At 65.3% G+C, this 13356-nt stretch carries 11 protein-coding genes; 2 read left to right on the top strand and 9 right to left on the bottom strand.

What is annotated here, in order from left to right; all coding sequences use genetic code 11:
• Nucleotides 1-3: 3 nt before the first annotated feature.
• The 8 genes from D8M35_RS01205 to D8M35_RS01170 are packed head-to-tail and all read right to left on the bottom strand — an operon-like array spanning nucleotide 4 to nucleotide 10767.
• Nucleotides 4-1095, bottom strand: coding sequence for a glycosyltransferase family 4 protein (locus D8M35_RS01205; protein WP_161972549.1), 1092 nt, complete (start codon nucleotides 1093-1095; stop codon nucleotides 4-6).
• The gene (locus D8M35_RS01200; RefSeq protein WP_238638046.1) at nucleotides 1088-3391 is read right to left on the bottom strand and encodes a glycosyltransferase family 4 protein; all 2304 of its coding nucleotides are present in this window, start codon (nucleotides 3389-3391) and stop codon (nucleotides 1088-1090) included. The genes D8M35_RS01205 and D8M35_RS01200 overlap by 8 nt, the downstream gene beginning before the upstream one ends.
• Nucleotides 3384-4778 carry an O-antigen ligase family protein gene (locus tag D8M35_RS01195; RefSeq protein WP_126890158.1) on the bottom strand — a complete coding sequence of 465 codons (1395 nt, stop codon included), beginning with the start codon at nucleotides 4776-4778 and terminating at the stop codon, nucleotides 3384-3386. Before D8M35_RS01195 ends, D8M35_RS01200 begins: the two co-directional genes overlap by 8 nt.
• Nucleotides 4779-4804: 26 nt before the next feature.
• Entirely contained in the window at nucleotides 4805-5731 is a 927-nt protein-coding gene (locus D8M35_RS01190; RefSeq protein WP_126890157.1) for a glycosyltransferase family A protein, read from the bottom strand.
• Nucleotides 5728-6876 (bottom strand): glycosyltransferase, encoded by a 1149-nt coding sequence (locus D8M35_RS01185; protein ID WP_126890156.1) that lies wholly within the window; start codon nucleotides 6874-6876, stop codon nucleotides 5728-5730. The genes D8M35_RS01190 and D8M35_RS01185 overlap by 4 nt, the downstream gene beginning before the upstream one ends.
• The gene (locus D8M35_RS01180; protein WP_238638041.1) at nucleotides 6876-8342 is read right to left on the bottom strand and encodes a sugar transferase; all 1467 of its coding nucleotides are present in this window, start codon (nucleotides 8340-8342) and stop codon (nucleotides 6876-6878) included. Before D8M35_RS01180 ends, D8M35_RS01185 begins: the two co-directional genes overlap by 1 nt.
• 13 nt (nucleotides 8343-8355) lie before the next feature.
• Nucleotides 8356-9303, bottom strand: a complete 948-nt coding sequence (locus tag D8M35_RS16295; RefSeq protein WP_153257419.1) for a hypothetical protein — start codon at nucleotides 9301-9303, stop codon at nucleotides 8356-8358.
• Between the two features lie 15 nt (nucleotides 9304-9318).
• Nucleotides 9319-10767 (bottom strand): polysaccharide biosynthesis tyrosine autokinase, encoded by a 1449-nt coding sequence (locus D8M35_RS01170; RefSeq protein WP_126890155.1) that lies wholly within the window; start codon nucleotides 10765-10767, stop codon nucleotides 9319-9321.
• Between the two features lie 153 nt (nucleotides 10768-10920).
• Between D8M35_RS01170 and D8M35_RS01165 the strand changes: the two genes are divergently transcribed.
• Both D8M35_RS01165 and D8M35_RS01160 read left to right on the top strand, forming a co-directional pair.
• Complete coding sequence (locus D8M35_RS01165; protein ID WP_126890154.1) at nucleotides 10921-11640, top strand: CPBP family intramembrane glutamic endopeptidase; 720 nt, start codon at nucleotides 10921-10923, stop codon at nucleotides 11638-11640.
• A 95-nt stretch (nucleotides 11641-11735) separates the two neighbouring features.
• Nucleotides 11736-12734 carry a nuclease-related domain-containing protein gene (locus tag D8M35_RS01160; protein ID WP_126890153.1) on the top strand — a complete coding sequence of 333 codons (999 nt, stop codon included), beginning with the start codon at nucleotides 11736-11738 and terminating at the stop codon, nucleotides 12732-12734.
• Between the two features lie 63 nt (nucleotides 12735-12797).
• Here D8M35_RS01160 and D8M35_RS01155 read toward each other — a convergent pair whose 3' ends face one another.
• A complete protein-coding gene (locus D8M35_RS01155) occupies nucleotides 12798-13355 on the bottom strand; it encodes a low molecular weight phosphatase family protein (protein ID WP_238638045.1) in 558 nt (185 codons plus the stop codon).
• Nucleotide 13356 lies beyond the last annotated feature (1 nt).

The raw sequence follows: 13356 nt of genomic DNA, 5'->3' as shown, positions 1-13356 counted from the left end.
TCGTCATTGAACTCGACGCGCTTCCGCACGCCGGAAGCGACGCCTGGCCTCGGGATACAGCTCGTTGACCAGCCGTTCGCTACTTCCAAGGCGCAGCAGTGGATCAACCTGTCGTGCAGGAATCGCGTCATGGTCGACGGGCCCCCGCTCCAGAACGCGACGGAGAGAGGTCTTGAGACCGACCTCATCCGTGAAGATCAGTCCTTCCGCTCCATCGAGTTGGGACGAGAGGAAGTCTGAGCCTGGAGTATGTGTCGTGATCGCTGGGGTGCCAAGCGCGAGCGCCTCATAGACTGGTATGCCGAAACCTTCGTACTCCGAGGGAGCAGCCAGGACCCAGCTCGTCGAGATGAGTTCACGTACCTCCTGGTCTGACAAGCCACTGCGGTGGTCCACGTCCTCTGGCCAATTGGCGCCGTCATCCTCCGGGCCGACCACGACTAGACGGATCGGTAGAACAGTGTCAGACCGCAGTTCCTCGACGGCATTGGAGATCAACGAACCTCGCTTTCGGCCGTGGAAGGAGCCGATGAATACCACCGTGGGATCAGGGCTCCGCGCATCCGAGCGCCGGAGGCGGGATACGGGAGGCATGGCAGTGTCACAACGGAACTCTTCCTGCGAATCAGCACCAACAGCGATCTTGATGTCCGCACGCTGGGCACTGACATGCTCGAGCACACTGAGGATCAGGTGGTTCACCTTGCGCAAACCCCGTGAAGAACGAGCCTCTCGAAGGGCGGATCCATGGAAAGTCCTCACGAGCGGCCAACGGTGCCCGATCGCCCAATCATCCCCAAAACTGTGAACGACGTCCGGCGCACTCGCGCGGACGAGCTTTCGAAGGCGAAACGGAAGCAGGTAGTAGCGACCGAATCGTCCACTATCCCGCTTACAACGCATTACGTCGACCGTTTCCAGATCGGAGTCGTTGCCCGCAACAGTGACCACAGTGAGAGCGACCTCACGAGACAGCTCGCTCGCCAACCGGAAAGCGTAGCGTGCAACGCCGCCGGAATGCTCCGCGCCGGGCCATTCTGGTGTGATCAAAGTAACCCGCAAGGGGGCCGCGGGGTCACGTCGAGCATCAGCCACGGTACTCACCGTATGTTTCGATGTGCTTTCGAGCACAGATTGCCCACGAGAATCTTTCAGCATGAGCCCGACATTGCACCTCATCCGGGAGAACACCGTTGAGCCCCTCAATGATACGTGCAGACAATCCTTCTTCTGACTCCCTCGCGACTATGAGAGACGGGTCCAGATCCCTCACCGAATCAGGAAGGCCGCCACAATCCGTCACGATTGGAGCCTTCCCATGAGCCAAGGACTCTAGGGCTATAAGACCAAAGCCTTCTAGGGAGCGGCTCGGGACGACAGTCAACGCGCACTGCGCATACTCGGCTTCGAGGAGCTCATCGGACACCCGCCCGAGGAACGTCACTGACTTGCCAAGAGGGCCAGCCAGCTTCTCCAAGGCACAACGCTCGGACCCATCGCCAACGATTCGTAGCCGAGCGGAAGGGTGCGCCGCGAGCACCCTCCCCCAAGCCTGGATCAGCGTGTCGATGCCCATCCGACGCTCCAGCCGACGGACACACAAGACAATCGGGCCCACGAACTCCCGCGACGCATCGACGGTCCGCGCCCTTTCTGAGGGAATACGCACTCCCGGCGAAATGACGCGGACTCGCTCCGGACGGACGCCGTAGTTGTGAATCACCACCTCTTCAAATGCTCGCGATAACACCACGACGAGGTCGGCAGAGCGGTACCGGCGCCTCTCGATAGCTCGCTTGACCCAATTCGCGAAGGAGGAACCACCGGCAGCGGCGCTTTCAGCTGCCCACGGCCCATGGAAGTGAACTACCGAAAGCGGTCTGCGGGTCCTCCGGGGCGGCTTTGGATACACGCCGTAAAGGCAGAAGTGGCGATCTACGACATCGATATCATCCGTCCGCGCGAACGACTTGAAAAGCCGACGCAGCAGAGGAAGTCGCGTCGGCCCCCACGAACGCCCTCCGAGCGGAGCCTCGCCGAAAGCAACCGCGTCGACTTCTACACCCTCGAGTTCGCGCATCGCCGAGTAGAGCTCAATGAAGTAGCGGTTTAGGCCACCCGGACGGGACGCGAACCATTCCGATCCTGTCATTCGTACTTTCAAAGCGCCCCCTACTCTCGTTTGCTTCCGTGTCTCGCTAGTCAAATACTCCGCGGCTTCTGCGACAATCTCGGAGTCGGTGCGAAGTCCAGCTGTCCGGGAAGCGTTCAGGCCGAGGCGTAGGCGCTCTTTGTCATCCTCGACAAGATCAGCGATCGCATCTGCCAAATCGGCCAGGGACGTAGGCCGCACTAAACGGCCATTCTCTCCGTCCTTGATCCACTCGGCGGGCCCACCCTCATTCGCTGCGATGACGGCGGATCCACGAGCCAGATACTGGAGAACGTTCTGACCGAGAGGCTCGGGCCGCGTTGAGTACTGTACGCAAATGTCCATCCGGTCGATGAAAGAGTTGACATCGTCAACGCGTCCCTCGAACACCACCTTGTCGTCGAGGTCCAATTCTGTGACCAGATCGGCTAACTCCTGCCGATAGCTCTCGTGTCCGAACTCGGCCGCGCCGGCCACGTGGAGAACCACTGAGGGGACTAGCCCTCTGTCGGAGGCCAGCGCCAGCGCGCGAAGAACTAGATGTTGGCCCTTCCACGGATCAAGTCGCGCAACCATACCGATTCTCACAACGGTCGGGTCCCTGGTCTGCTGACGAGCTGCGAGTTGCTCAGGCGTGACGCGAACGAGCCCCGCAGGACTCTGCAGGACGATTGCTCGCGTACTCGGCTTCAGAAACCTTCTAGCCGAGGCCAGAGTGCTGTCCGAATTGGCTACGACTCCATCGGCCCGCCTGAGCGCCACACGCGTCATCGCAAGATAGCCGAGGCGCCCGAGCGCATCCTTCTCAACTCGATCGCGTAAATGCAGTATGAATGACGTTCTCCTTGGCCGAGGGGCGAGGGCTGCATACACCGCTGCACGAGAACTGTTTGCCCACACTACTTGAGGCTTCATCGACCAGACTGATCTCGTGACACTCAGGGACAGCCTCAACAAGCTGATTCCGAATCCGATAACCCGCAGAGAGCCCCCATTCGAGCTTGCACCGGACTTAGGAGGCGGACCGTAACGCAGAACGGTCGTATTACCACCCTCAAGACTATCGAAGGGCTCCGCAATTCGCTTAGATGCACGGCGTTGACGTGGCAGCAATAGAACCGCCCGCCACTCTTCGTTCGCTTGAAGTAGACGCGCGAGGGCGAGTTCGGCACCGCCGAACTCCACTGAATGGTTCACGTGCAGGACCAAAGGTCGACGTGCCGCTGCTGTATCAACCATCAGTCGCCTCCAGAGCGTGGCGCTCACTCCCTCGCCTCTGCTCACTTTCCACGGGAACCTGCAACGATCTGCGTCGCGCTGACCACTGAAGCAGCGTAGAACCGAATGCTAGCGCTATTAGTATCCCGTAGCCAGACAAAAATATGTTTCCACTCGCAGCCGTTACCAGGGCGAACACTGTGGCAACAGCCCCAGTTTCACCCACGCCCTTACGAAGATTAGCGATTGCAGCGACGGCCGAAAGAGTTAAGGCAAGGACGAGCCCAATCGCCGCGACCAGACCGAAGTTGACGAGAACATCAACGACGATGTTGTCATATCTGCCCCCAGCTGGACGACCGACGAGGTAGGCGCCCGGGTTGCGTAGCATCTCTAGAAGGGCAAGTCTTTCGCGGAACGAAGTGTCGGTAGACGCGTCGAAACCGGTATATCGACTGCCTGCGAAGAGCGTGCTAGTCGCTGAGAGCCGCCCCTGCACGTAGCTCAATGCAAAGAACATGACCCCGAGGAACAACAACGGCACAACGCGTGCGAAACCTCGGGCCCGAAAGATCAACAGCGCTCCGATAGCTATCGCAACGGCCAGAATCGCAGTCCGAACACCGGACACCAGCATTGGGAAAAGAAGGAAAATGGCTACGCCGGCGAAAACGAAGCGTCGGGGGCCCCCGACGGACAGTGCCTTGGCGACTGCGATCGTGGCACAAAGACCTAGAAGGAAGGCGTAGGGACCTGGCGCCTCGGAGGGGCCGAAAATGCGCACCTGCATCGGAATCGCTTGCCCAATACTTCTTAGCCCCGACGCCAGCATCCAACTCTTGTCCCAGCTCGGCAGATAGTAGAACTGGAACAGGCCATAAGCACCGCTGAGCACCCCGAGCACCGGCAAAGCTTTTTCCGCCGCGGCCCAAACGTCCGGCACCACTCCAGCCGCAATCGTTGCCACGAGCAGGAGGCAGACACAAACGGACGCCGCGCTGAAGATGGCATCTGCCGTTACTCCTCCACTCGCGCCGAAGCTAAGCGCGACCGAGAGGACGACTAACAGGACAAGTAGGTTGAGCCCCCGGAGTCCGTCTCGGGATCGCAGCCCGTCGCGCATTGAAGCGACCAGCACTAGAGTCGACGCCGCCAGCATCGCAATCGAGAGAGGGTCAACATCACCGCTGCCACCATCGGCGACGAGTCTTCGCACGAGAGGCATGAAAGGAATGAGTACGACCACCGCTTTGAGCACGAAGCGACGGTTGAAGAACGCCACAAGTGCGACAAGTAGTAGCAAAAACAGGGCCGACCTGAGCCCCGTCGTGAGGGAAACGAAAACAAGTCCGACCGTAGCGCCTATCGCCACGACGATCAGACCCCAACCATCGGCTCCAGAGTTCATCAACTGGCGGATGCTTCGCGGGCCGCTCATCCTCGAACAATCTTTGAGTACTTCGTGCGCGCTGCGGTACCTTTCCGGATTCCCTCGACCACACCCCGCACGTTGTACCACAGCTGCACGAAACCTCGGCGTGCTTGGAGAGAAAGCAAAAGGCCGGGTGCTGCGCGGTCACCAATCAATATTGCCCTGAGAGCGAAGGCGGCCCATCCAGTCGTCTGCCCTGCGTAGATGAACGCAGCAGCTTCATTCGCTCGACGAACGAATGTTCTTTGAGGATCAACGGTTACACGAAGATCACTTTCTGCCCGCCTTGCAGGGAAGTGATCCACCTGCAGGCGCGGGTCATAAGCGACTCGATACCCCTGTGCGCTGATGGCCAGACTGAGAACGAATTCGTTCCTTACCTGAGCCCCGCCTCCAGTCACGAGAAACGATAACGGTACGGCCTGTGCCTGAGCGCGTCGCATGCTCATGTTTGCACCCTTGACGTGTTGCACGTACCTGAACTCGCCTAGACCACGATGATGATTCCCGATGATTTTGCCCCGACGAATGCGCCCGACTGGGAGTCCGACGTCACCACTCGAGCGATCTCCATCTACGTTGTCGCGGCCACCAAGTAGACCAACCGACGGATCCGCCGCGAACGTATCGCTGATCCCTCTGAGCCAACCGGGCAGCGCCCGCGCGTCGTCATCGATGAAAGCCAGAACGTCTGCAGTCGACCCTCTGATCCCGGTTTCGATTGCTAATGCCAAGCCCGGCTGCTCGACGAGAACCACCCGAGCTCCGCACTCTGTCGCGACTTCGATCGTCTCCCTGTCCGCGGTTTGGGCCACAACTACAATTTCTTCGGCTGCGGGCTGTTGGCACTTCACCGACCGCAGGCACTCGTCGAGATCCTGTGGCCGCCCGACGCTCGCGATGACGACTCCGACTCCCGAATTGTTCATCCTTCGCGCTCCTCTCCACTCCTCGTCTCCGGCATGACAGCCCCAGCACTCTTTGATACGGCGGGGCGATCACGGAGCGCCCGGCTTACGACTGCTTCTATGCGGCTCAGGAAGTTTCCTCGTGAAAACTGCTCAGCATGTTGTCTGACAGCCTGACGATCCCAGTGTCGAGGGAAGGCATCGATCGAGCGAAGTATTCCTTCGATGGAATCATCTTCGAAGAATTGTCCGGAGACTCCTTCAGAGAGGGAATCGAGAAAGCCTCCGGCCCTCAGGGCCAGCACAGGCGTGCCGAAGGCGTTTGCCTCGATTGGAGTCAGACCAAAGTCCTCTCTAGAGACGCTCAGCAAGGCAGTGGCGTTCGCATACAGCCAGCGAAGCTGCGAGTCCTCAATGTTGTTCAAGACGGTCACATTCGACCCAGCCTGACGTTTGGTGCCGCCGACTACCACCAAGCGCTTGTCCGTCATCTTCTCGAAAGCACGAACCAATTGATCGGTGCCTTTGTATCCTCTGCGCCGTCCTACTGTGAGGTAGAAGTCGTCCGGCACTCCAGGTGGCCGTTCTCTGCCCGCTGAAACATCGATCGACGTGGGTGGAAATACGACGGTTGCACGTCGACCGTAAGCCTGCTCGATACGAGCCGCGACGGACGTCGAATTAGCAACATATTCGTCGACTGAGGCGGCTGCACGCTGGTCCCAGGCGAGAAGCAGCGGGCGCAGCATCCCCAAAGCGAGGCGAACAAGACCAGATCTGTCTAGGAGATACTCGTCCGTCTGGTAGAGCCAGCGCGGCGGGTTGTGGCAGTAGACTATCTTCTTTGTACCGGGACGAACTCGAACAGCATGAGCCCACCCTGAGGAGCTAGCAACGACAGCCTCAGCGTCAACCCGGCGCCGCAAGAGCCACGCGAGCGGAAGAAATGGCAGTGCAATCTGCGGATTCTTCCTGAACGCTGGGATGCTGTTGAGGAATGAGGCCGATATTCGGACTCGAGCGAAGTCCGGGAACGTCGACTTGGGCTCATAGAGCGCCGTGAGCATAGGGTGATCTGGGTACGCAGCTGAGAGCGCCAAAGCAACGCGCTCCGCCCCACCACGTTGCGTCACATAGTCATGGACAACGATCACGTCCGGTTGCATCAGTACGCTCCTCGACTGCTGCGGATAGCGTTGAAGGTTCGCCAGAGGATGATCAGGTCGCTCACCAAGGACCAGTTTTCGACGTAGTACAGATCGAGCCGCACCGAGTCCTCCCACGACAGGTCCGACCGCCCACTGACCTGCCACAGGCCGGTCATGCCTGGCTTCACGAGGAAGCGCCGATGGACGTGGGAGTCGTACCGCTCGACCTCGCTGGCGAGCGGCGGGCGGGGCCCGACGAGCGACATGTTGCCGAGCAGGACGTTGAACAGCTGCGGCACTTCGTCCAGGCTGTACCGCCGCATGAACGCACCGACACGGGTGACGCGCGGGTCGTTCTTCATCTTGAAGAGGACGGTGTTGCCCTCTGCTCGGTCGAGCGCGCTGAGTTCCTGCAGGCGGGCCTCGGCGTCGACCACCATGGAGCGGAACTTGATCATGTGGAAGGTCCCACCGTTGAGCCCGACACGTTCCTGGCGGAAGAAGACGGGCCCTGGAGAGCCGGCCTTCACCAGGATCGCGAGCAGGATCAGGACCGGGGAGAGCACGATGATGAGCAGCGCCGAGCCGACCAGGTCGAAGGCACGCTTCGTGTAGAGCTTCCGGCCGGAGTAGGTCGGTGTCTCGACGTGGATGAGGGGCAGACCCTGCACCGGGCGGGTGTGGATGCGGGGACCACCGATGTCCGTCAGGCTCGGTGCGACCACCAGGTGCTGCCGGCCGGGCTCGAGCGACCAGCTGAGCTGCCGCACGCGCTCCGGCGGCAGGTCGTCGGAGCTGGTGATGACGACCGTGTCGGCGCCGGTGGCCGCGAGGGCCTCGGCGACGTCGTCGATGCCACCGTGGCTCTCGATGGTGGAGCCGGGCAGCACGCCCCTCGTGCCGCTGGCCACGGCAGCGCCGACCACGCGGTAGCCGGCCTCCGGTGAGCGTGCGAGCTCGCGGCCGATGTGCAGGACGCTCGCGGTCGAGCCGACGAGCAGCACCCTGGCGGAGTACCCGCCGTGCTTCCGCTCGGCCACGAGCCACTGGCGCCACATCCAGCGGGACAGCAGCAGGACGAGGATGCCGACGGGGAACGCGATGAGGACGTACCCACGGGCCAGGTCGACGCGGAGCAGGTACGCCGCGATGGCGATGAAACCGAAGACGCGCACGCTGGCGTCGGCGACCAGGCGGTACTCCGTGCTGCCCACACCGATGACGCGCGGCCCTCGGGTGTCGTAGACGGCCAGGCCGGTCATCCACACGGCGATGACGACGATCGAGATCGCGAAGTAGCTCAAGCGCAGGTCGGCGGTGTTGGTCGTGAGGTTCGAGCTGAAGCCGAGCCAGGCGATCTGCACGCCGAAGACGACCCAGATCAGGGCGAGCAGGTCGGTGACCAGCACGCGGCGCGAGTACCGACGGCTCCACTCCAGCGTGCTCGCCGGAGTGGTCGCGGCGCGCTCGCCCTGCACGGTCACCAGGACCTCCGGCTCACCACGTCGTGCCGCCGTCCGTGGACACGAGCACCTCGTCACCCGCCCAGATCCAGACGGCCTGACCGGCGCGGTCGATCGCGATCGGCCCCTCGGTCCGCGCGTCACTGCACCCGACCGGGGTGGTCGGCGTCGCCGGCGTCACGCCGACCGCCGTCATCGTCTCGAACTGCACGCCGTCGCACTCCGGGTTCCCGATGCGCGCGAGCGTGTACGAGCTCCCGTCGACCGCGACACCGCGGACGCCGCCGAGCGGCACGTCCACCCACGCCGCGGTCCCGGTCCGCCACTCCACCTGGCCGTCGCAGACGACGACCGTGGTGGTGGTGCCCTGGAACGCGTCGAGCGGCTGCGGGCACGGGTTCGCCACCGTGGTGCTGCCGAGTCGCACGCCGTCCGGCGTGATGCCGGCGCCTGCCGCGCCGGCAGCGGCCGCCTTCCAGGTCGCACCGTCGTCCGTGGTCGTCCGCTCCGTCGGCGCGCAGTCGTCACCGACGGCCTCGAGCAGCGACAGCCCGTCGGTCGTCGCACGCATGCCCCACAGGGCGCGCACGTCCTCACCGAGCGTGACGGGCGTCCACGTCGCTCCCCCGTCGACGGTGTGCTCCAGCACCACCTGCGCGACGGGACAGGTCGCACTGGAGGCGCGCCATGCCTCCCGTCCGTCCACTGCGGACAGCAGGCGGCGGCTCTCCCCCGCCGCCTCGCCCTGTGCGGTCGCGCTCGGCGACGGGGTGGGGGACGCCGACGGCGTCCCCTCGGGCGACACCCCGAACGTGGGGGCGGGACGGGGTGTGCCGACGGCTCCGGGCGTGGTGTGGCCGAGCGCCATCGCGACGAGCACGACGTCGACCACGACGAGCAGCACCACCGCGACGGCGGCGCCGATCAGGGTGTTGCGTCTCGTGGTGTCGCCGAGGCCTCGGGCCCCCCGGCCTGCACGCATGTCGTCCCCCTGGTCTCAGCGGTCGGCTCGGCGCAGCGTGCCGAGCTTGCCCCGCGCCTTCTTCGGCGCCTTGGTGGTCGGCTGGGGCGGCTCCGCCTCGTCCAGGCCGTACCCGTAGCCGTAGCCGTACCGGCCGTAGCCGTACGCGCCCGGGCCCTTGACCGGCATCATCGTGATGACGAAGCCGGCGATCGGGGCGCCGACGTTCTCGAGCGACGCGACCGCAGCGGCGAGCTGGCCCTTGTGGGTCTTGCCGGACGCGACCGCGAGGATGGCGCCGGACGCCTTCTTCGACAGGATCGCGGCGTCGGTGACGGGCAGCAGCGGCGGTGCGTCGAACAGCACGTAGTCGAACTGCTGCTCGAGCGTCGTGATGAGGTCCTGCATGGCCTTCGAGCCGAGGAGCTCCGACGGGTTCGGCGGGATCTGACCGGCGGGGAGCACGACCAGGTTGCCACGGCCCCAGGGCTGTGCGACGTCCTCGAGGGTCGCACGACCGATGAGCACGTCGGTCAGGCCGACAGCACTGTCGACCTCCATGTACTCGCCGACGCGGGGGCGGCGGAGGTCGGCGTCGATCAGGATGACCTTGAAGCCGGCGCTGTCGAGCGCGATCGCCAGGTTCGCGACCGTGGTGCTCTTGCCCTCGGACTGCATCGACGACGTCATGACGAACGTGCGCGAGCCGGTGCCGAGGTCGAGGAACTGCAGGTTCGTGCGGAGCGTGCGGAAGGACTCGGCACGCGGGCTGCGCGGGTCGACCTGCACGATCAGGGGCCGCTCGGATGCCTTGCTGTCGAACGCGATGCCGCCGACGACCGGCTTGTCGCTGATCTTCTCGACGTCGGTCTCGACGCGGACGCGGTTGTCGAGCGTCTCGCGCAGCACGGCGATGCCGACGCCGAGCGCCAGACCGACGAGCAGACCGAGGGCGATGTTCACGGGGACGTTGGGGCTGACCGGCTTGAGCGGCACGTCGGCCTGCTTCACGCGGGTGAGCTTGACGGTGCTCGTGCCGTTCGCGTCCGTGGCCTCGATGTCCTGCACCACGTTCGTCAGGCTCTGCGAGGTCGCGTTGGCGATCTCGGTCGCCTGCACCGGGTCGGTGCCCTGCACGGTGATCGAGATGAGCGTGGTGCTCGTCGGCGCCGTCGCCGAGACCATCGTCGCCAGCTGGTCGGCGTTCATGTCGAGCCCGAGCGACGAGATGACCGGCAGGAGGACGATCGGCGTCTGCACCAGGTTCGAGTACGTCAGCACGCGCTGCTGCGTGAACGTGTTGCCCTGCGCCAGGTCGCTCGCGCTGCCCGACGTCTCGGTGGAGACGAACACCTGTGCCGAGGCGGAGTAGACCGGCTTCTTCAGCAGGGAGAACCCTGCAGCCGCCGCGACGCCCACCAGGGCGAGCACCACGATGAGCACCCACCCCTTGCGGAGCACAGTGATGTAGTCGCGCAGTTCCACGCGGCCCGCCTTCCCCGATCCTGGCCGTTCCCGTGGTCCCGCACAGGCTCCGCAGGGGTTCTCCCAGCAGTCGGCTAGTGAATAGTGTCACACGGATGAGGTCTGCTCGGCTGTTCTCGCCGATCTGCGTCGGTCGTCCTCTACGCTCGCCCCATGACCTCCGAGCCGGAAGCGGCCGCCACCGAGCCCTCGACCGCCCGGCAACGCGACCTCGTCGCCCTGCTGATCGCCCTCGTCGTTGCCGTCGTGCTCGCCCGGATCGTCAGCACCCTGACGCTGCGCGGAGCCGTCCCCGGCCCGGTGCTGCAGGTGCTGCTCGGCAACGTCGCGGTCTGGGTACCGCTGGTCTTCGGCATCATCTGGGTCGTTCGTCGCACGGGCCGCGACCTGTTCGGACGGTTCCGCATCGAGCTCGGCGACCTCGTGTTCGCACTCGGGATCGTCATCCTGGCGCGGGTGTTCGACGCCGTGCTGTCCCTGTCGTTCTCCGGCACGACCGGACTGCAGCCCGGGCCGTCGTTCGGGCCCCCGGACGTCGGGCTGCTGCTCGTGTCGGCGGTCGGCATCGTGCTGATCAGCCCCGTGCTCGAGGAACTGTTCTTCCGCGGGCTGTTCCAGCGCCTGCTCGCTGCCGAGCTCACGCCGCGGACGCGGTGGCTCGCCGTGCTCGTGACGGCGTTCCTGTTCGCGCTGGCGCACCTGTTCCTGGGGTCGGCGACGACGTCGCTCGGAGGGGTGCAGGTCTTCCTGACGACCTTCGTGCTCGGGCTGCTCACCGGCACCCTGGTCGCGATGACGAACCGCATCGGGGGCGCGATCGTCGCGCACGTGCTGTTCAACGCGGTGGCGGTCGTCGCGACCTGGCCGCGCTGAGCCGGACCGGCCTGGATGCGCTGACAGCACGGCGTCCTGCCGGACTCGCCGCAGCCCGCGACCCCGCGCGCGCTGCGTCGTGGTGAGGTGGTCCCATGACCAGCGACCTCGTGCCGTGGGTGGTTGCCGGGGGGCTCGCGATCGTCGTGGTCGTCCTGGTGATCGTCCTGCGGCGGACCCAGTCCTCCAACCGTGCCGCCCTCTCCGACGCCGAGGTCCGGCTGGACCACCGCACCGGCACCCTCGAGCGGGAACACCGCGAGCAGACCGCCGCCGCCGAGGCCGAGCACGGCCGCCAGCTCGCCGGTGCCGAGGCCGCCCGGCAGCAGGCCCTCACCGAGGCCGAAGCCGGTCGTGCCCTCGCCCGGACGGGCATGCGGTGGGAGGAGGCCTCGCAGCGCACGATCCTCGAGGTCTGCAAGGCCGCCGGGATCAACGGCGCGCTGCTGACCAACGTCGTCTTCGTGCCCGTGGCCCAGGGCGAGCGGGACCGCGACCGCAGCTACGCCGCTCAGCTCGACCACGTGCTCGTGTTCGAGTCCGGGCACGTGCTGGTCATCGAGAACAAGCGGTGGAACGGGATCGTGTTCGACGGTCGCAAGCCGAGCGCCGTGCACCACGCCTTCCGCAACCTGCTCGACGAGTCGTCGCTGACCGGGTCCTTCGCGATCCAGGTGCGCAGTCGTCGCGTGCTCGACCACGCTGACGACGTCGAGCACTGGTGGCAGGTCCGCGTGCAGTCCGGTGGGAACGCCCCGACCCGTCAGGTCCGCCAGCAGGCCCGACGCCTGCAGCGGTTCCTGGCCGACGCGGACGGCAACGGGCCGCAGTGGGTCGACTCGTGCGTGTTCTACTCCGGCGACGCCGCTGCGTACGTCAACCCGGAGGACCGCAGCACGAGCACCACACCGACCGGACGTTCGGCGACGACCGCCGTGGTGACGAACGACAACGAACTGCGCGGCCTCGTGACCGACCTCGCCCGGAAGCACGCCGTGCCGAACCGGGCACGCACCGACGCCGTGGTGCGACAGCTGGCCGGCCAGGGCGCGCACACGATCACCGTCGGGACGTACCGCCTGCCGGAGGCGTGAGCAGACGCGACGAAGCCCCCGCCACCGAGGCGGGGGCTTCGTCGTTCCCGGAGTGGGGCGGGGTCAGCGCAGCGCGCGCAGGGCGTCCGCGATGGGCGTGAGCGCCGCGTCGATCTCGTCGGCGACCCGCACGTGCGTGTCCTCGGACCGACGGTAGGGGTCGTCCACGTCGTCGTCCGCGGGGTCGGCGGGCGGCAGCACGGTCCCCCGGAGCCGAGCGACCCGGTCGACCAGGTCCTGCGCGGTCTCGATGCCGGCCAGGTCGCCCGGCTCGAGCCCGTCGAGCACCCGCGCGAACTGCTTGATCGTGAACGCCCGCTTCGCTGCCCGCGGCGCGAGCGACACCACGGCCGCACGGTGCGAGCGCTCCGCGGTGAGCACGAGGTCGGCCGACGCCGCGATCTGCTCGGTCAGGTAGCGCGACCGGTGCGTCGTGGGGTCACCGCCGAGTCGGGCGGACTGCGCCGCAGCCGTCCCGTCCATCAGGGCGCCGTCGTCGGCGATGGTGCCGGCCGACTCGACCGTGAACGCCGGGGCGTCCGGGCCGAGCCGAGCCTCGAGCACCTGGGCACCGAGGGGCGAGCGGCAGATGTTGCCGCTGCAGACGAACAGGATCCGCATG

This window comes from Curtobacterium sp. HSID17257, from assembly GCF_003989515.1.
Lineage (GTDB): Bacteria > Actinomycetota > Actinomycetes > Actinomycetales > Microbacteriaceae > Curtobacterium.
The sequence above is the reverse complement of the archived record's forward strand: the minus strand, read 5'-3'. Positions and strand labels throughout refer to the sequence as shown.